The organism is Bacteroides sp. AR29, assembly GCF_900217715.1.
Classification (GTDB): Bacteria; Bacteroidota; Bacteroidia; order Bacteroidales; family Bacteroidaceae; genus Bacteroides; species Bacteroides uniformis.
In genome coordinates this window covers 1-19,706 of record NZ_OBMS01000033.1, presented here as the reverse complement: position 1 = coordinate 19,706, position 19,706 = coordinate 1, and the positions used below count along the sequence as shown (strand labels likewise).

The 19,706-nt window shown below is 48.3% G+C and carries 18 protein-coding genes and 2 tRNA genes; 14 read left to right on the top strand and 6 right to left on the bottom strand.

Features of this window, described 5'->3' with window-relative positions; genetic code table 11:
• Nucleotides 1-147: 147 nt before the first annotated feature.
• From CSD97_RS17435 to CSD97_RS17405, 7 genes are all read left to right on the top strand, one after another.
• The gene (locus CSD97_RS17435; RefSeq protein WP_098032810.1) at nt 148-1,149 is read left to right on the top strand and encodes a 2-hydroxyacid dehydrogenase; all 1,002 of its coding nucleotides are present in this window, start codon (nt 148-150) and stop codon (nt 1,147-1,149) included.
• Nucleotides 1,150-1,248: 99 nt separating this feature from the next.
• Nucleotides 1,249-1,953 (top strand): pirin family protein, encoded by a 705-nt coding sequence (locus CSD97_RS17430; protein ID WP_057097810.1) that lies wholly within the window; start codon nt 1,249-1,251, stop codon nt 1,951-1,953.
• An 82-nt stretch (nt 1,954-2,035) separates the two neighbouring features.
• Nucleotides 2,036-2,770: an MBL fold metallo-hydrolase gene (locus tag CSD97_RS17425; RefSeq protein WP_057097809.1), complete on the top strand. Its 735-nt coding sequence runs from the start codon at nt 2,036-2,038 to the stop codon at nt 2,768-2,770.
• 39 nt (nt 2,771-2,809) lie between these two features.
• Entirely contained in the window at nt 2,810-3,955 is a 1,146-nt protein-coding gene (locus tag CSD97_RS17420) for a DUF4468 domain-containing protein (protein ID WP_044468423.1), read from the top strand.
• Nucleotides 3,956-4,004: 49 nt separating this feature from the next.
• Complete coding sequence (locus tag CSD97_RS17415) at nt 4,005-4,382, top strand: VOC family protein (RefSeq protein ID WP_005832456.1); 378 nt, start codon at nt 4,005-4,007, stop codon at nt 4,380-4,382.
• Nucleotides 4,383-4,411: 29 nt separating this feature from the next.
• Nucleotides 4,412-4,597 carry a hypothetical protein gene (locus tag CSD97_RS17410; protein WP_008664928.1) on the top strand — a complete coding sequence of 62 codons (186 nt, stop codon included), beginning with the start codon at nt 4,412-4,414 and terminating at the stop codon, nt 4,595-4,597.
• Nucleotides 4,594-5,331, top strand: coding sequence for a class I SAM-dependent methyltransferase (locus tag CSD97_RS17405; protein ID WP_022402010.1), 738 nt, complete (start codon nt 4,594-4,596; stop codon nt 5,329-5,331). The genes CSD97_RS17410 and CSD97_RS17405 overlap by 4 nt, the downstream gene beginning before the upstream one ends.
• Before the next feature lie 74 nt (nt 5,332-5,405).
• Here the strand turns inward: CSD97_RS17405 and CSD97_RS17400 are convergent, their stop codons facing one another.
• The 4 genes from CSD97_RS17400 to feoB form a co-directional block, all read right to left on the bottom strand.
• Nucleotides 5,406-5,942, bottom strand: coding sequence for a TlpA disulfide reductase family protein (locus CSD97_RS17400; protein WP_005831535.1), 537 nt, complete (start codon nt 5,940-5,942; stop codon nt 5,406-5,408).
• A 129-nt stretch (nt 5,943-6,071) separates the two neighbouring features.
• Nucleotides 6,072-6,143 (bottom strand) — tRNA-Cys (locus CSD97_RS17395).
• 68 nt (nt 6,144-6,211) lie between these two features.
• The gene (locus CSD97_RS19150; RefSeq protein WP_005831540.1) at nt 6,212-6,430 is read right to left on the bottom strand and encodes a hypothetical protein; all 219 of its coding nucleotides are present in this window, start codon (nt 6,428-6,430) and stop codon (nt 6,212-6,214) included.
• The gene (feoB, locus tag CSD97_RS17385; protein ID WP_098032818.1) at nt 6,427-8,898 is read right to left on the bottom strand and encodes a ferrous iron transport protein B; all 2,472 of its coding nucleotides are present in this window, start codon (nt 8,896-8,898) and stop codon (nt 6,427-6,429) included. The genes CSD97_RS19150 and feoB overlap by 4 nt, the downstream gene beginning before the upstream one ends.
• Nucleotides 8,899-9,244: 346 nt before the next feature.
• Here feoB and tilS point away from each other — a divergent pair, with 346 nt between their 5' ends.
• Nucleotides 9,245-10,513, top strand: coding sequence for a tRNA lysidine(34) synthetase TilS (gene tilS, locus CSD97_RS17380; protein WP_098032817.1), 1,269 nt, complete (start codon nt 9,245-9,247; stop codon nt 10,511-10,513).
• A gap of 3 nt (nt 10,514-10,516) precedes the next feature.
• Here the strand turns inward: tilS and CSD97_RS17375 are convergent, their stop codons facing one another.
• Nucleotides 10,517-11,350: a 4Fe-4S binding protein gene (locus CSD97_RS17375; protein ID WP_057253123.1), complete on the bottom strand. Its 834-nt coding sequence runs from the start codon at nt 11,348-11,350 to the stop codon at nt 10,517-10,519.
• A gap of 292 nt (nt 11,351-11,642) precedes the next feature.
• On the opposite strand from CSD97_RS17375, the gene rho reads away from it, so the two are divergent.
• The 6 genes from rho to CSD97_RS17345 all read left to right on the top strand — a co-directional run bounded on the left by rho (nt 11,643) and on the right by CSD97_RS17345 (nt 19,008).
• On the top strand, nt 11,643-13,682 hold the full coding sequence (gene rho, locus CSD97_RS17370) for a transcription termination factor Rho (protein ID WP_005832474.1): 2,040 nt from the start codon (nt 11,643-11,645) through the stop codon (nt 13,680-13,682).
• A 133-nt stretch (nt 13,683-13,815) separates the two neighbouring features.
• Entirely contained in the window at nt 13,816-15,282 is a 1,467-nt protein-coding gene (locus CSD97_RS17365; RefSeq protein ID WP_173675124.1) for a sulfatase-like hydrolase/transferase, read from the top strand.
• Nucleotides 15,283-15,475: 193 nt separating this feature from the next.
• Nucleotides 15,476-16,798 carry a signal recognition particle protein gene (ffh, locus tag CSD97_RS17360; RefSeq protein ID WP_005831559.1) on the top strand — a complete coding sequence of 441 codons (1,323 nt, stop codon included), beginning with the start codon at nt 15,476-15,478 and terminating at the stop codon, nt 16,796-16,798.
• Nucleotides 16,799-16,809: 11 nt separating this feature from the next.
• Nucleotides 16,810-17,691 carry a bifunctional methylenetetrahydrofolate dehydrogenase/methenyltetrahydrofolate cyclohydrolase FolD gene (gene folD / locus CSD97_RS17355; protein WP_005831560.1) on the top strand — a complete coding sequence of 294 codons (882 nt, stop codon included), beginning with the start codon at nt 16,810-16,812 and terminating at the stop codon, nt 17,689-17,691.
• Nucleotides 17,692-17,698: 7 nt separating this feature from the next.
• Nucleotides 17,699-18,844 carry a CapA family protein gene (locus tag CSD97_RS17350; RefSeq protein WP_005831561.1) on the top strand — a complete coding sequence of 382 codons (1,146 nt, stop codon included), beginning with the start codon at nt 17,699-17,701 and terminating at the stop codon, nt 18,842-18,844.
• A 90-nt stretch (nt 18,845-18,934) separates the two neighbouring features.
• A tRNA-His gene (locus CSD97_RS17345) sits at nt 18,935-19,008 on the top strand.
• A 143-nt stretch (nt 19,009-19,151) separates the two neighbouring features.
• Here CSD97_RS17345 and CSD97_RS17340 read toward each other — a convergent pair.
• On the bottom strand, nt 19,152-19,706 hold a 555-nt coding region (locus CSD97_RS17340), incomplete at its 5' end, for a transposase (RefSeq protein WP_143272439.1).

Genomic DNA, 19,706 nt, shown 5'->3' with positions numbered 1-19,706 from the left:
AATACTTTCATTGAAATACCAAATAGTTTCTGATGAAACAAATGGAAATAATTATCATTTTATGAATCCTTCCGGCCACTGAACCATATCAACTTTCCACTTGTTATCTCCCTATTATTATATAACATTTAAAAAACAACAAATCCCATGGCATACACTATTGCATTTTTTGGCAGCAAACCTTATGATGAAGCGTCTTTCAATGAAAAGAACAAGGAATATAGTTTTGAGCTCCGCTACTATAAAGGGCATCTCAACAAGCACAACGTTATTTTAACCCAAGGAGTAGACGCAGTCTGTATTTTCGTGAACGACACGGCCGATACCGAAGTTATCCGTCTGATGGCAGACAACGGCGTGAAATTATTGGCGTTGCGCTGCGCCGGCTACAACAATGTAGATTTAAAGGCAGCTGCCGACCGTGGCATTACCGTAGTGCGTGTCCCTGCTTACTCCCCTTATGCCGTAGCAGAATATACCGTTGCCCTGATGTTATCCCTCAACCGTAAAATTCCACGTGCTACCTGGCGGACACGAGACGGAAACTTCTCGCTGCACGGACTTCTGGGCTTCGACATGTACGGAAAAACTGCAGGCATCATCGGCACGGGAAAAATAGCCAAGAAACTGATATGTATCCTGCGTGGATTCGGCATGAATATTCTTGCCTACGACCTCTATCCCGACTATAATTTCGCCCGTGAACATCAAGTGGTATATACCAGCCTGGATGAGCTATATCACAATTCGGATATCATCTCCCTGCACTGCCCGCTGACTGAACAGACCAAATATCTCATCAACGACTATTCCATCAGTAAAATGAAGGACGGAGTAATGATTATCAATACCGGACGTGGACAACTCATCCATACCAACGCCCTGATTGAAGGACTAAAAAACAAGAAAATCGGCTCTGCCGGCCTGGATGTGTACGAAGAGGAAAGCGAATACTTCTATGAAGACCAATCGGACAAAATCATTGATGACGATACCCTGGCGCGGCTACTGTCCTTCAATAATGTCATCGTCACTTCGCACCAGGCCTTTTTCACACGCGAGGCACTGGCAAACATTGCTTCGACAACGTTACAGAACATCAAAGATTTTATGAACCATAAGCCACTGGAAAATGAGGTCAAAGCATAGTTCCCACTCATTTACAAATTATTAGACATCGGTTTTAAAACTTTATAACTTTCCAAAGCGTTACTAGTATATAAACCATTTTAAGAAAAGGAATAAATTATGAAAAAAGTTATAGACAAATCAGACAGCAGAGGTCATTCCCTATATGATTGGCTTGACAGCCACCACACCTTCAGTTTCGACGAGTATTACAATCCCCGCCGGATGAATTTCGGCGCCTTGCGTGTACTGAACGACGACCGTGTGGCTCCGGGAAAGGGCTTCGGCACACATCCTCATAAAAATATGGAAATCATCTCCATTCCCCTGAAAGGGAAACTGAAACATGGGGACAGTCATCAGAACAGCCGCGTCATCACTCCGGGAGATATACAAACCATGAGTGCCGGCACCGGCATCTACCACAGCGAAATGAACGGCAGTGACACTGAAGCGGTAGAATTCCTGCAAATCTGGGTGATGCCCGAAAAGCTGAACACACCACCCGCATACCAGGACTTCGACGTACGTCCACTTCTGCGCAAAAATGAAATGGCACTAATAGTATCCCCTGACGGCGATGCTCCTGCCAGATTGCTACAACAGACCTGGTTCTCTATCGGTGAAATAGAAGCCAGAAAGAAGATTGACTACCACATGCACCAATCGCATTCCGGTGTCTACATCTTCGTAATGGAGGGTGAAGTCAAAGTGGACGGCACAATACTCTCACGCCGTGACGGAATGGGAGTATACGAAACCGGCAGTTTTGAGCTGGAAACATTGAAAGACTCTCACATTCTCTTCATAGAAGTACCGATGTAGCGTGCTTTTGCATAAAATAACAGCTTAAACCGGAAGTTTGTGTAGCGTTTTTTGTAATATTGCGCTATAATTCAATCCGTAAATGAAACTTGATTACATCTACCATAGCGGCTTCGCGATTGAAGCGGACGGAGTGACGGTCATTATCGATTACTATAAAGATTCCTCGGAAGAGGTTTTCAATAAAGGTATCGTGCACGACTATCTCTTGGAAAAGCCGGGCGTACTCTACGTACTATGCTCGCATTTCCATCCCGACCACTTCAATCGCGAAGTTCTTTCATGGAAAAAACTGCGGCCCGACATCCGCTACATATTCTCCAAAGACATCCTGAAGCACCGCCGCGCCTCAGCGGAAGATGCCACCTACATCAATAAGGGCGACACCTACGAAGACGAACATATCCGTATCCAGGCCTTCGGTTCTACCGATGTGGGTATCTCCTTCCTGATAGACCTGCAGGGCAGGCGACTGTTCCATGCCGGTGACCTAAACAACTGGCACTGGAGCGAGGAATCTACTCCGCAGGAAATACGCAAGGCCGAAGGTGACTTTCTGGCCGAAGTGAGAGAGCTGCAGCAAACTGCACCTGCCGTAGATGTAGTCATGTTTCCGGTGGACAGCCGTATCGGAAAAGATTATATGCGTGGAGCAGAACAATTCGTGGAACGAATAAAAATCACTATATTTGTACCGATGCACTTCAGCGAAGATTATCAGGGAGGCAACGCCTTCCGGCAGTTTGCCGAGAGCAAGGGATGCCGCTTTCTGAGCATTGCACACCGTGGTGAAAGTTTCGAACTCCCCAACTTGTAGCCCATAATTCGTAAATTAATAATTAAAACACATACTATTATGAAAAATTTGACACAACTTCTTTTTACACTGTTTTGCCTTTGTCTGCCGGCCATGCTGCAGGCGCAGGATAAGGACGACAGTAAATATCTGGCCGGTGCTGTTCCCGAGGTGGACGGCAAAGTGGTATTCACCAAAGAGTTCAGCATCCCCGGCATGTCTCAGGATGAAATCTACGAACGTCTGCTCGGCTGGATGGATGCCCGTCTGAAAGAGAATGAAAATACCAGCCGTGTAGTATTCTCAGACAAAGAGAAAGGACAAATTGTAGGTATCGGGGATGAATGGATTGTATTCAGTTCTACGGCTCTGTCATTAGACCGTACCAAAATCCTTTACCAGCTGACTGTGACCTGCCAACCCGAAAAGAGCGTGCTCGAAGTAGAAAAGATACGGTTTAACTACCGCGAAGGAAAAGAAAAATATACCGCCGAGGAGTGGATTGTAGACAAGTATGCCTTGAACAAGGCGAAGACCAAACTGGTACGCGGACTTGCCAAGTGGCGCAGAAAAACCGTAGACTTCGTTGATGACCTTTGCCTGGGAGCAGCAGAAGCATTGAGCGCCACCACTGCCAAAGCTCCGGTAGAAGAAAAGAAGGAAGAAAAGAAAGAGGTGAAGGCTGTCGTCAATTCCGGTCCGACGGTAATCACCCCGAAGAAACAAGTTACCGTGGAACCTGCCCAGGCTGCTGAAAAGGCATCCGAAGGCATCGTGAAAGATGCCCAAGTCATCGAAGTGCCCCAAGTCAAGAAACCTGCCGCACTGGTTCCTGCCCAAAAGAGCCAGCAGCAAGAATACAAAACCATAGCCCCCGAGCAATTGTCAGCCGATGCCATCCAGACCGGAGCAGGCAAATTGGTTATCGTCATCGGCCAAGAGCCTTTCAACATGACCATGATGACAGCAAACTCCGGAGGTTCTTTGGGCAAAGTCAACGGCAAACCAGTTGTATTCAGCATACTGTCGCCCGACCAGCCGTATGAACAAATGGAAAAAGCAGAAAGCTATACCATCCGTTTCTATCCTACGGGACAGACAGAGCCTACGGTCATTCTGGAATGTAAGAAGCTGCCTTCACCGGCAACGATGGAAGGTATGCCACGCACGTATGTAGGCGAAATTCTGAAAGCAATGGTCAAATGACCGCACACGCAGACTGCAAATTGTAAATAATCAAATCAGGAATAAACAAATGGAAATAAAAAGTAAATTCGACCATTTTAATATCAATGTCACCAACCTGGAACGTAGCATCGCATTCTACGAAAAGGCACTGGGGCTGAAAGAACATCATAGGAAAGAGTCGTCCGACGGCTCTTTCACTTTGGTCTATCTGACCGACGGCAGTACCGGCTTTCTGCTGGAACTGACCTGCTTGAAGGAGCACCCACAAGCCTACGAATTAGGAGAGAACGAGAGTCACCTCTGCTTCCGCGTATCCGGCAATTACGACGCCATACGCCAATACCATAAGGAAAACGGATGGGTATGTTTCGAAAACACAGCAATGGGACTGTACTTTATCAATGACCCGGATGACTATTGGATTGAGGTACTGCCGGAGAAATGATATTTTACATCACTAAAACAACGAAATATATGAGTATAGAAGAAGCGATGATGGGTGGTATTGTCTTCAAAGGCAAAAAGGACAAACCTAAAGAAGAAAACAAGATAAAGACCAAAGCCAAGAAGAAAACCTACATTACCGGGCAACACGGTTCCGCCTCAGCCAAAATGAAAGCAGAAATCCGCCGCAAACGCGCTAACAGACATAAGAAATGATAAATACAGCCTTATTGCCTGCCGACAAGGACCCGATGGGCGCAGCCATAGCCGATTACTTTAAACGGCATAAAGCCGACCGCCTACGCGTGTTCTCTTCACAATTCGATGAGGACGAAATTCCCGTCGAAGAGCTATTCCGCACAGAAAAGCAAATGCCCTTGCTGGAGCGTACTGCTCTGCAAATGGCGACCGGAAAGATTCTGGATGTGGGTGCCGGTAGCGGTTGCCATAGCCTTGCCCTGCAAGAAGCCGGAAAAGAGGTCCATGCCATCGACATTTCCCCGCTTTCCGTGGAGGTGATGAAGCAGCGAGGTGTGCGTAGCGTGTCACAAACCAATCTGTTCAATGAACAGTTTGCCGATGAATACGACACTATCCTGATGCTGATGAACGGTTCCGGCATTATCGGAAAGTTGGAGAATCTGCCTGATTTTTTCCGGAAGATGAAGCTGCTGCTCCGGCCTGGAGGCTGCGTTTTAATGGATTCCAGCAACCTGAGCTATCTGTTCGAAGAGGAAGATGGCAGTATTGTTATCGACCTTGCCGGTGATTACTACGGAGAGGTAGACTTCCAGATGCAATACAAGAATGTCAAAGGAGACTCCTTTGACTGGCTCTACATCGACTTCCAAACCCTGAGCCTTTATGCTGCCGAAAACGGCTTTACTGCAAAACTGGTGAAAGAGGGTACACATTATGACTATCTTGCCAAACTATCCCGACAAGCATAAAATGAAGTGCCCCCTAAAGGTTAGACAAAAACTTTTAGGGGGCACTTCTTTTTTTTATATCTTGCCTATGCCTGCTATTCAGAAAGCATCCCGTCAATCTCCTTCACCAGAGAAGCAAATTCTTCAGGGTTATACAAACGTGTCAGCTTCACAATACGCCCTTCCTTATCAATTAGGACATTGCGTGTGATGCCTGCCTTGCGGAGCGCATACTTCGCAAATATATCCGCTCCCGGGTCCAGCCCCAAAGGATAGGTCACTCCGGTTGACTTACCAAAAGCAATCACTTTCTCCAACGGCTCGTCACGGTCGATGCCAATCAGCATAAAATCCGGATTCGACTTATGCTTCAGCCATATATCCTTCTCAATGAAAGGCATCTCCTTACGGCATACCCCACACCAGCTCGCGGTAAACTGCAACATGACCACCTTCCCACGAAGTCCCGAAAGGGTAATGCTTTTCCCATCCGTCAGCTTCACTGTAAAATCTGGAGCCATCTCCCCTACCTTAACGATGTAGCCGGTACTGTCCGCCACTACATCCTGCGCCTTGCCTGCCATGCTGCACATAGCAAACAGACAGAAAATCAGAAATCCAACTTTTTTCATTTTATTCAATCTTTAATAAGTAAGCTGTAACTATTCAGCGAATGATATTTTATAGAATGGGCAAACAATTCCCTATAACAAAAAACTCCGAAACACTTTTAAAAAGCAGTTTCGGAGTTTTATTCTTCGAGGTACCTGGCAGATTCGAACTGCCGTACACGGTTTTGCAGACCGCTGACTAAGCCACTCATCCAAGGTACCGGTTCTTACAAGAACTCTTTATTTCTCGTTTGCGGATGCAAAGGTAGCACTTTTTTTGAAACTACCAACTATCCGCAACAACTTTTCTTCTTTTTTTTCGTCACTCCACTGCACTCCGCACGCTTCTTATCATACAAATTCTTTAGTTCACAGCCACTTGCACAACTATCACACGGATTACCATTTTCTTTGACCCGATGAGAAAAAGAATAAATACTCATGCCAATCCGCACAGCGCAGAGCAACAACAATAAGGCTACTACCCACTCCTGCCAACTATTCATCATAAAAACAGACCTCCTATCTGATAAATTGCGAAAGACATCAGCCAGGCCAGCGCAGTAGTATAAAGCCCCGCAAACACGGCCCACTTCCAACTGCCCGACTCCCCTTTAATGGCTGCCAACGTGGCGATGCACGGAAAATAAATCAGCACAAACACCATGTAACCGAAAGCCACCAGGGGCGTTATCGGAATGCGTTCACCCAAGCTTACGGCATCTGCCTCGGCATCGTCGGCATAAAGCACTCCGAGCGTGCTTACCACCAGCTCCTTGGCGCCCACGCCGGAAAGGATGCCGATGCCCAGCTTCCAGTCGAATCCCAACGGTTCGATGACCGGTTCCATGGCTTTACCAATCCGGCCGATGTAGGAATTCTCCTGCTGTTCCGTCACACTTTCATATTCATCGTGGTTGGGATAATATCCCAATGCCCAGATAACGATGGATGCCACCATAATGATGCCTCCCATCTTGCGGAGATACTGCGCCCCCTTCTCCCACGTATGGCGGAAGATGGCCTTGGACGTCGGCATACGATAAGGCGGCAGCTCCATGACAAACGGCGTATCGTCTCCTTTCACCAGAAAGCGGCAGAAAAGACGTGCCATGACCACTGCCAACAGAATGCCGATGGCATAGATTACTAACAGCACAAAGCTCGCATTGTTCGGGAAGAAGGCGCCTACCAGCAATAAATAGATGGGTAGACGAGCGCTGCACGACATCAGCGGATTGATGAGCATCGTCACCAGACGGCTCTTGCGGTTCTCAATGGTACGCGAAGCCATAATGGCGGGCACATTACACCCAAAGCCCATAATCAGCGGAATGAAAGACTTTCCATGCAGCCCCATTTTATGCATAATCTTATCCATAATGAAAGCGGCACGTGCCATATAGCCCGAGTCTTCCATCAAGGAAATAAAGAAATAGAGCAACAGAATATTCGGCAGGAAAACAATGACACCGCCCACACCTCCGATAATACCATCCACCAGAAGGTCCTTCAGCGGTCCTTCGGACATGTTGTTGCATATCAGGTCGCCCAATTCGCCTACCAGCCATTCAATCCCCTGCATAGGATAGTCGCCCAGCACAAAGGTGCCTTCGAACATCAGATAAAGGAAAAGGAAGAAAATGGGATAACCCCATACACGGTGAGTAACGATTGAGTCTATGATTTGAGTAGTGCGCGACGTATCCTGATGATTGTCCACATAGGTCTCGCGCAGGGCACCGGCTATAAAACCATACTTGGCATCGGTGATGACCTGCTCGCTCTCCTCGTTCACCACCTCGGCAATCCGTGCCTCTTCCCGGTCGCGGACAGCAAGAATCTCCTTTCCATTGGGCAACTCCTCCACAATCTTTTTCAAGTCTTCGTCGTTCTCCAGCAACTTGATGGCAAGGAAACGCGTGGAATATTTGTGGCGGATGTTCTCATTGACGCTGATGACGCGCTTCACCTCCTCAATGCTACGTTCCAGCTCGGGACCGTGATTGATATGGATATGACGGTAGAAGCCACGCGGCTGTTCTATCTCTTCTTTATGGCTGCCGAAGTCATGGTCGGGAACATACTCCTGATGCCAGCTGCGAAGGTCACTCAATATCTCGCTGCGCATCCTGCCCTTATGGTCGAGGAAGTCGCCGCCTTCGTAAATATTGATAATCACATGGAACAGCTGTTCAATGCCTTTTCCGCTACGGCTGACCGTAGGCAACATCGGAACTCCGAACAACTGGCTGAGCTTTACATAGTCCAGCGTGTTTCCACTGGCTTCCAGCTCATCGTACATGTTCAGTGCAATCACCATGCGCACGTTCATGTCAATCAGCTGGGTGGTGAGATAGAGATTGCGTTCCAGGTTGGAAGAGTCCACAACATTGATAATGATATCCGGCGTTTCATTGATAATGTGCCGGCGGACATAGATTTCTTCAGGGGAGTAGGCCGAGAGGGAATAGGTTCCGGGAAGGTCGACAATACGGAAGTGGTAACCTTGGAAATCAAAATACCCCTCCTTGGCATCTACCGTAACGCCACTGTAATTGCCCACATGCTCGTGCGAACCGGAAGCGATGTTGAAAAGAGAAGTTTTACCACAGTTGGGATTTCCCACCAAAGCCACATTTATGGTGCGGCGTTTGCCGAGGGCCAGTTGCTTCAGCTCATCTTCGCCCAGATGCATGTTTTCGCCCAACCCCTCGTGGTAATCGGGCTGCACAGCCTGCTCCTTAGCTTCCTGCTCACTGATAATCTCTATCATCTCAGCCTCCTGCCGACGAAGAGAAATCTCATATCCCATTACTTTGTATTTGATAGGGTCGCGTAGTGGGGCATTCAGCAAGACCTCCACTGTTTTACCTTTAATAAATCCCATTTCCACAATCCGTTTGCGGAAACCACCGTGTCCCAGCACTTTTACGATTACACCTTTTTCACCGGTATTCAATTCGGACAAACGCATAGTCTTTCTGCCTTTCTTTTCTATTTTGGGGGCAAAGATAATACTTATGTCCGCAAGGCACAAATAATTTAGAATGTTTTTAAATAAGAGACACTAAACAATAATGCCCAGAAGGCAAAACACTACTTCCAGAGATACTAAATCGTAACTTCACCACACCTTTGTTCTTTTCTTACCACAGCTGTGGTAAGAAAAGAACAAAGGTGTGGTATGCATAAAACACAGCTGTGGTAAGATTAGCTTTTAGCAAATACGACCTTAGCCGATAGAGATTCTGAAAATAGATACTTGCAGATATGGCAATAAAAATCGTTTGCACTATCTTTGCACCACTCTATAGTTGAATATGCAGAAGGTAGTACAATACATCGAGCGCCACAAGCTCTTCTCGCTGGACGACAAGATACTTGTGGCACTGAGCGGCGGGGCGGACTCCGTGGCGTTGCTGCGCCTGCTCCTCAGCCTGGGATACACATGCGAAGCCGCCCATTGCAACTTCCATCTGCGCGGAGCGGAATCCGACCGCGACGAGCACTTTGTACGCCAGCTCTGCCTGGAGCACCGGGTGACGCTGCACACCGTCCACTTCAACACGGAGCAGGAAGCAAAGGAACGGCATATCTCCATCGAAATGGCTGCAAGGGAATTGCGCTACGCGTGGTTCGAAAAAACAAGGGAAGCATGCAGTGCAGCTGTCATTGCCGTCGCCCACCATCAAGATGACAGTGTAGAGACATTGCTGCTCAATCTGATTCGCGGTACCGGCATCAACGGATTGCGGGGTATACGCCCCCGAAACGGACATATAGTCCGCCCCTTGCTCTGCCTGGACAGAAAGGAAATCGTCGGTTATCTGGAAAGTATCGGGCAAGCCTACGTGACGGACAGCACCAATCTGCAGGACGAATATACCCGCAACAAAATACGCTTGAACCTGCTTCCCATGATGCAGGAGATAAACCCCTCCGTCAAGGAAAGCATCCTCAAAACGGCAGAGCATCTGGACGATGCCGCCTCTATATATAATATAGGTATAGAAGAAGCCAAACTGCGAGTCAAGACACCGGAAGGCATAAGTATCGGCGCCCTGAGCCAAGAAGCGGCACCGGAAACGGTCTTATTTGAAATTCTGCATCCGCTTGGATTCAACGCCGCACAAGTAAGGGACATCTGCCGGACATTGGACGGACAGCCCGGCAAAGTCTTTGCCACCCCCGGCTGGCGTGTCATCAAAGACCGCGGCTCGTTGTTGATAGAACCCGTACAGGAAGCCGTAAAGCCGTTATTGGAAATGAAAGAGCATCCCTATGCACCGGATTTCATGATTCCACGCGACAAAGCTACCGCCTGCTTTGATGCCGACAAACTCCAGCATCCCCTATCACTGCGCCTTTGCAGGCAGGGAGACAGCTTCGTGCCCTTCGGCATGAAAGGCCGGAAGAAGGTAAGCGACTACCTGACCGACCGCAAGTTCTCCCTTCTGCGCAAAGAACGGCAATGGGTGCTTTGCTGTGGAGATGACATCATCTGGCTGGTGGGAGAACGGGTGGACAACCGTTTCAGAATAGACGAAAAAACCCGGAAAGTGTTGGTCGTATCAACCATCGACCAGTAGCCATCACAGAATGATTCTGTCCTCCTTCTGTTTCTTGAAGCAATCGGAAAGCAATACGGCAAACGGCGTGTCATACGTGCGCGCCTTCTGCGGACAGCCTTTCACACAAGCACAACATTTGATGCATTTCTCTGCAACCGTATTGCACTCGTCTCCTTTTATAATGGCTCCTGCAGGACAATGCTTCACGCAATATCCGCAATGCGTACAACGTTCCGCATCCACTTGCGGAGTACGGGGCATAGGCACCCCACTCTTACGCAACTTGACGACTCTGCGCAAAAAGCGGAGCAACGGGAAGAAAGGCTGGCGCGGACGCTGGATACGGGTCACATCCACCCCATACAGTTTCTCCATATCTTCGGCCGCCGCAATTTTAGCACGTATCTTTTCACCAAAAAGCTTTGCATACTCCAAGTCGTCCGCATCCGGACGTCCGGCTGCCACCGGATATTTCTCACTGCTATAAGAGTGCTCTCCTACAAACGTAGCACCTGCAATTACCTTGAAGCCCAACTTCGTGACAAAAGCATCCAATTCCACCAAAGCCTTCTCATAGGCCCGGTTGCCGTACACCACCACAACCACGGCAGGTGCACCGTCAGCATGAAGCTCCTTCATCCGCTCCAATGCCAAAGGAGCCACATGGCCGCCATATACGGGCACCGTGATGACCGCCAAAGCATGGGAAGGTACCTCCCTTTTACCCGCCGCCTCCAAGGTGAGGTCCACTTTGGAGACAGACGAAATTCCCGTTCCGTGAACAATTGCCTCTCCCACTTGTTTAGAGGTACAAGTAGGTGAAAAAGTTATCAACTGTACTTCATCTATATTCATAAACCAATCCTTCATGTTGTTGTTAATACAGCAAAGATAAAGTTTTAAATTTAAAAAAAAGATGATTTGTTTATGAAACCAAAAATATTTATTACCTTTGCACCGTTGAAACATTCTGCGACTTCTTGCTGTGGCAAGAATTGTTTATCAGATTTCCGGTTCAATAATAAATATCCCATATAAATCATATATCACAAGGTAAACTTGCCCAAGTTGCTTCCTACAACAACTGCAACTGTGCACTTATGCCTTTCAATAAAAGTAAATTTTAAACCATTCACATATATACTGTATGTATAACATCATTCAACTGAACGACAAAAATTTGTCGGAACTACAAACTATTGCCCAAGAACTGGGTATAAAAAAAACAGACTCACTCAAAAAAGAAGAACTTGTTTACAAGATACTTGACGAACAAGCTATCGCAGGCGCTACCAAGAAAGTTGCCGCCGACAAGCTGAAGGAAGAGCGTAAAGGGGAAAAGCAAAAACGCTCGCGCGTCACTGTAAAGACCGTAAAAAAGGAAGGTGCCGACAAAGTGTTCTCAGCCAATAAAAACGGAGACCTCACCAAAGCTAAAACAGAGGAAGCACCGGCTGCGAAAGAACAACCCAAAACTGTGGAAGCACCCCAAGAACCGACCATAGAAGCTGCAACGCCGGCGCCAGCCAAAGAAGCCGCCGTACCCAAACGCAAACCGGGACGCCCCCGCAAGGTAAAGGAAGAGACTGCTGCACCCCAAGCAACGGAAACCCCGAAGGTTGCCGAACCGGAATTGAACTTCGAGGCTAAAGCTCCGAAAACAGAACCTCAGGCAGAAGCCAAAGCAGAAAAGAATATCGTACCGGACGAAAGCCCTATCCTGGCCGAAGCGGCAGATGACTTCATCCCCATTGAAGACCTCCCTACGGAAAAAATAGAATTGCCATCCGAACTTATCGGCAAATTCGAAGCGACCAAAGCGGAAACTCCCGCCACTCCCACTCCTGCCGCTGCCCCAGCCGAACCGCAACAGCCACAACGCCCGCGCCTCCGCGCCCGCGACAACAACAACCCATACAATAACAACAACAATAACAACCGCAACGGTGGCTATAACCAACAGCGCCCCGTGCAGCAGCGCCCTGCACAACCGTATAACAACGGAGAGAACTATCCCGCCGCTCCGGAACGCAAACCCGTAATAGAACGCGAGAAAACGTACGAATTCGATGACATCCTCACCGGAACCGGTGTACTGGAAATCATGCAGGATGGCTACGGCTTCCTCCGTTCCTCCGATTACAACTATTTGTCCTCACCGGACGATATTTACGTATCACAATCACAAATCAAATTGTTCGGCCTGAAAACCGGTGATGTGGTAGAAGGCGTAATCCGTCCCCCGAAAGAAGGCGAAAAGTACTTCCCGCTGGTAAAAGTATCCAAAATAAACGGACGTGACCCGGCTTTCGTACGCGACCGCGTACCGTTCGAGCACCTCACTCCCCTCTTCCCGGACGAGAAGTTCAAGCTTTGCAAAGGCGGATACTCCGACTCTATGTCGGCCCGTGTCGTAGACTTGTTTGCCCCCATCGGCAAAGGTCAGCGTGCCTTGATTGTGGCACAGCCCAAAACCGGTAAGACCATCTTGATGAAAGACATAGCCAACGCCATTGCCGCCAATCATCCGGAAGTCTACATGATTATGCTGCTCATCGACGAACGCCCGGAGGAAGTTACCGACATGGCGCGTACCGTCAATGCGGAAGTAATCGCCTCTACCTTCGACGAACCGGCAGAACGCCACGTGAAGATTGCCGGCATCGTCCTTGAAAAAGCAAAACGCATGGTGGAATGCGGACACGATGTTGTCATCTTCCTCGACTCCATCACCCGCCTGGCACGTGCCTACAACACCGTATCCCCGGCTTCCGGCAAAGTGCTTTCCGGTGGTGTGGATGCCAACGCATTACATAAGCCCAAACGCTTCTTCGGTGCAGCACGTAACATCGAGGGCGGCGGTTCACTGACCATCCTTGCCACTGCCTTGATTGACACTGGCTCAAAGATGGACGAGGTTATCTTCGAAGAATTCAAGGGTACGGGTAATATGGAGTTGCAGCTCGACCGCAACTTGTCCAACAAGCGTATCTTCCCGGCTGTCAACATCGTTGCCTCCAGCACCCGCCGCGACGACCTGCTGCAAGACAAGCAGACACTGGACCGCATGTGGATTCTCCGCAAGTACCTTGCCGACATGAATCCGATAGAAGCCATGGACTTCGTAAAAGACCGTCTGGAGAAGACCAAAGACAACGACGAATTCCTGATGAGCATGAACAGTTAACAGCAACTGCATACAGATATTGTACAAAAGCTTCCATTTACGTTCATAAACGTAGGTGGAAGCTTTTTTTATATCCGTTTTTTCATACATTTGCCACCATACAATAACCTTGAACAAATAAAATCCAAATCTGATGAAAACGATTCACTCTTTTATGGGAATGGCATTGTGCAGCTTTCCGGTAATGGCACAGCAATCGCCCAATTTTCTTATTATCCAATGCGACCATCTGACCCAGCGGGTAGTAGGCGCATACGGTGCCGACCCCAGCTGCACTCCACCTATAGACCGAATTGCCTCCCAAGGTGTAACATTTGCCAACGCATACGTGGGATGCCCCCTCAGCCAACCGTCACGCGCTGCCTTATGGAGCGGACTGATGCCGCATCAAACCAATGTACGTTCCAACTCGGCCGAACACATCAATCCTCCGCTGCCCGACAGCATTCCGACCCTGGGAAGCCTCTTCACCGCCAACGGTTATGAGGCCGTCCACTTTGGCAAAACCCATGACATGGGTTCCCTAAGGGGATTCCGCCACAAGGAACCGGTTGCCAAGCCCTTCACCGACCCCGAATTTCCCGTCAACAATGACAGCTTTCTGGATGTAGGAACCTGCGAGGATGCCGTGGCCTATCTCAGCAATCCGCCGCAAGAACCTTTCATCTGCATAGCCGATTTCCAAAACCCGCACAATATCTGCGGATATGTAGGCGAAAATAAAGGGGAGCACATAGATAGCCCCATCAGTACCCCAATCCCGCTACTACCCGAAAACTTTGAAGTGGAAGACTGGGAAAAACTTCCGTTGCCCATTCAGTACATCTGCTGCAGCCACCGGAGGATGATGCAAGCCGCCCACTGGAACGAGGACAATTACCGGCACTACGTCGCCGCCTTCCAGCATTACACGCGGATAGTGGCCAGACAGATAGAGAGTGTACTGGAAGCCCTCTACTCCACTCCCGCCGGCAAAAATACAATTGTCATTGTACTGGCAGACCACGGAGACGGAATGGGGTCACACCGCATGGTAACCAAGCAGGTCAGCTTTTACGAAGAAATGACAAATGTGCCCTTCATCATAGCCGGTCCCGGTATTCATCCCCGTCAAAAACCGGTGGAAGATTTACTGACCCAACCCACTATCGACCTGCTGCCCACTCTCTGTGAACTGGCAGGCATTCCGGTGCCTTCCTCCAAGCCCGGCATCAGCCTTGCCCCTTTCCTGAAAGGCGAGAAGCAAAAGAGACAGCACCCCTATGCAGCCTCCGAATGGCACAGTGAATACGAAGTGACCGTCAGCCCGGGACGGATGATACGCAGTCCCAGATACAAATACACACACTATCTGGAAGGCAACGGGGAAGAACTGTATGATATGCTGAAGGATAAAGGAGAAAGACGAAACCTTGCCCATGACCCCAAATACTCAAAGATTCTGGCCGAGCACCGGGCACTGCTGGACGACTACATCCGCCGCACACAGGACGACTACCGAAGCCTGAAAGTTGAAGCCGACAAGAGATGGCGCAGCCACGCACCGGGATATCCCAACCACGAAGGACCCTGCGCCAGAGACATTATCAATAGAAAGTAAGCAAAAAGAACTAAAAAAAACAGAATAATATAGATGATTATCAGTGCCTTGACCGGCACTTCCATTCTTTTCGCCCATCCCGCTGCAAGTCTTCAATAATATTCTGCTTCAAAAGAAGGCAGTTAAAGGGATTTTTTGTACTTTTGCGCCTCAATAAGAGTAATTTGTAATTTAGTAATTGTAATTAGATACTATGTTCGATAATTTAAGCGAGAGACTTGAAAGGTCGTTTAAAATTTTGAAAGGTGAGGGCAAAATCACCGAAATCAATGTTGCGGAAACCCTGAAAGACGTACGTAAGGCACTTTTGGATGCCGACGTGAACTATAAGGTAGCCAAAAACTTCACCGATACCGTTAAGGAAAAAGCCTTGGGACAAAACGTGCTGACAGCCGTTAAGCCCAGCCAGCTGATGGTAAAAATCGTACACGATGAACTGACCCAGCTCATGGGCGGCGAGACTTCTGAAATAAACCTCGACTCCAAGCCTGCCATTATCCTAATGTCCGGTTTGCAAGGCTCCGGTAAAACAACTTTCTCCGGAAAGCTGGCCCGCATGCTGAAGAGCAAGAAGAACAAAAAGCCGTTATTGGTGGCTTGTGACGTGTACCGTCCTGCCGCTATCGAGCAGTTGCGTGTACTGGCTGAACAGATTGACGTACCGATGTACTCGGAACCGGACAGCAAAAATCCGGTAGCCATTGCCCAAAATGCCATCCAAGAAGCCAAAGCCAAAGGTTACGACCTTGTAATTGTCGATACAGCCGGTCGTCTGGCAGTGGATGAGGAGATGATGAACGAGATTGCCGCCATCAAGAAGGCCATCAATCCGGACGAGATTCTGTTCGTAGTGGATTCAATGACCGGTCAGGATGCAGTGAATACCGCTAAGGAATTCAACGAACGGCTCGACTTCAATGGTGTAGTATTGACCAAACTGGATGGTGATACCCGCGGTGGTGCCGCCCTTTCTATCCGTTCGGTGGTAAACAAGCCCATCAAGTTTGTAGGTACCGGTGAAAAGCTGGATGCCATCGACCAGTTCCATCCCTCACGTATGGCCGACCGTATTCTCGGTATGGGTGACATCGTATCTTTGGTGGAACGTGCGCAGGAACAATATGACGAGGAAGAAGCCAAACGCCTGCAAAAGAAGATTGCCAAGAACCAGTTCGACTTCAACGACTTCCTGAGCCAGATTGCACAAATCAAGAAAATGGGTAACTTGAAGGAACTTGCCTCCATGATACCGGGCGTAGGCAAAGCCATCAAGGATATAGACATTGACGACAATGCCTTCAAGAGCATTGAAGCCATCATCTACTCCATGACTCCGGAAGAACGCAGCAATCCGGCCATTCTGAACGGTTCACGCCGCCAGCGCATTGCCAAAGGTAGCGGTACGAATATTCAGGAAGTAAACCGCCTGCTGAAACAGTTTGACCAGACCCGCAAGATGATGAAGATGGTCACTGGCAGCAAGATGGGTAAGATGATGCCGAAACTTAAAAGATAAGATAACAGCCTATGACACTGATTGATGGAAAAGCAATTTCAGAGCAAGTAAAGCAAGAGATTGCAGCAGAAGTAGCCGAAATAGTGGCTCGTGGGGGTAAACGCCCGCATCTGGCCGCCATTCTTGTAGGACACGATGGAGGTAGCGAAACCTACGTTGCCGCCAAAGTAAAAGCATGCGAAGTTTGCGGATTCAAGTCCTCACTTATCCGTTACGAGGCAGACGTTACCGAAAAGGAACTGCTCGCCAAGGTACGCGAATTGAACGAGGATGCGGATGTGGACGGTTTCATCGTACAGCTTCCCTTGCCCAAGCATATCTCCGAGCAGAAAGTGATTGAAACCATCGACTACCGCAAGGATGTGGACGGCTTTCATCCCATCAACGTGGGACGGATGTCCATTGGCCTTCCCTGCTATGTATCCGCTACTCCCAACGGTATCCTCGAACTGCTGAAGCGCTATCAGATAGAGACTTCAGGCAAGAAATGCGTGGTATTGGGACGCAGTAACATTGTCGGCAAACCCATGGCTGCCCTGATGATGCAGAAGGCTTATCCCGGCGATGCCACAGTGACCGTATGCCACAGCCGCAGCAAAGACCTGGTAAAGGAATGCCAGGAAGCGGACATCATCATTGCTGCGTTGGGACAACCGAACTTTGTTAAGGCGGAAATGGTCAAGGAAGGCGCTGTCGTTATTGATGTAGGTACTACCCGTGTGCCCGATACCTCCAAGAAATCCGGATTCAAGTTGACCGGTGATGTGAAATTCGACGAAGTAGCTCCCAAATGTTCATTCATTACCCCCGTACCGGGAGGCGTAGGTCCCATGACCATCGTTTCCCTTATGAAGAATACATTGCTCGCCGGCAAGAAAGCAATCTACCAATAACAAGGCGATGAAAACGCTCGCCGTCTTCATTGTTGTCCTACTGTATAGCGTAACCCTTTCCTCGCAGGAAAGGATTACGCTATTATTTGTCGGCGACCTGATGCAGCACCAGGCACAAATAGACGCTGCACATGTATCTGAAGGAAAATATGACTACTCCTCCTGCTTCTCCCTCATAAAAGAGCAAATATCCCAGGCAGACCTCGCCATAGGAAATCTGGAAGTCACATTGGGGGGCAGGCCCTATCGGGGCTATCCTATGTTCAGCGCCCCCGATGAATATCTTCAGGCCATAAAGGACGCCGGATTCGATATTTTACTGACAGCCAACAACCACTGTCTGGACCGTGGAAAAAAGGGAATGGAGCGTACCATACAATTGCTTGACTCCTCCGGTATTCGTTACGCAGGCACCTACAAGAATCTGTCGGAGCGCAGGCAACGCTATCCCCTGTTCATCAACAGAAACGGCTTTCGCATTGCCCTACTCAACTATACTTACGGCACCAATGGTATCAAGGCTACCTCTCCCAATATCGTAAACTATATTGATAAGAATACCATCCTGCAAGATATCCAAAGTGCCAAGGCACGCCAACCGGATGCCATTATTGCCTGCATGCATTGGGGAGAGGAATATCAGTCCCTTCCCAACCGTGAGCAACGCGAACTGGCCAACTGGTTGCTCCAACAAGGCGTAACACATATTATCGGTTCACACCCTCACGTCATTCAACCGATGGAACTACGTACCAACGGTACCGAACAGCACATCATAGTCTACTCCTTGGGAAACTTCATTTCCAATATGAGCAAGGCCAACACTGACGGCGGCCTCATCTTCACTTTGCAGTTGGAGAAACATCCTCTCCCCCAACCCATCCGTCCCTCTTACACCGGTCAGAGTCAGACGCCCCTGCCAGACTCCAATCCTCTGCCTTTTCCATACTGTCGTGTTTCCTATTGTGGATATAATCTGGTCTGGACCGGCCGGCCGGAACTTACTAAAGAAAAAAATTACATTCTTTATCCTGCCAGTTTTCCTACAGAACATTTAACGCCGGAAGCTCGTAAACACCTGGAAATCTTTGTCAAAAGCTCTCGAAAGCTGCTCCAGCAGCACAATATAGGTATCTACGAGAAGAAAAAATAATGCAGAAATCTCAAAAATTTTCGTCTCATTCTTTGCAATATTAAAGATTATCCCTATCTTTGCACCGCATTTAAGAAATGCACTAACATGGTGGCTGTAGTTCAGTTGGTTAGAGCGTCAGATTGTGGTTCTGAATGTCGTGGGTTCGAGTCCCATCTGCCACCCGCAAAGAAGAGGAAATTCGAAAGAATATTCCTCTTTTTTTGTTATTGTCCAAACAATCCCCCAAAGGGAGGCAACGTGGAATCAATGTAAAAAATTGTAGGGATACTCCTGGGTCAACGTAACAATCTGAGGTATTTTATATTTAAGCATATAATTTAGCAAGTCTATATAAGAAAAAAGCTCTATCTCTTACTCCTCTGAACTGTGCTCTAAATGCTTTGATTTTAGCATTGAATGACTCTGCTGCGGCATTGGTTGCCCTCCTTTCAAAAAAATTGATTATATTCAGATAATGTGTTTGTATAGAACGTGCGACCCTTCCAAAGGTGAGGAACCCTGATTTATCTACTTCATCATACCACCTTGCCAGCCTTGTCAAAGCAATATCCTTAAACTTACACTGATGATAGATTAAGCCTAACCGCATAGACAGATAATATCCTTTCTTTATATCGGGATATTCCTTGAAAAGAATTTCAGCTCGTATTCTTTGAGACAGAGTCCATAAGGATTCCTTCTTGTAAAGCAGATAAATGCTTCTCGCTAACAAATGCTTTCTTGTATCTCCATTAGCGAAAACAGGTGCATGATACATCTTTCCACAGGCCTTTGCATAAGCAATCTGAGTGGACTCTTCATCCAAAGCCTCCCAGCGAGCTTTTACACGCATCTCCTGCACCGCTTCATAAGCTAACTT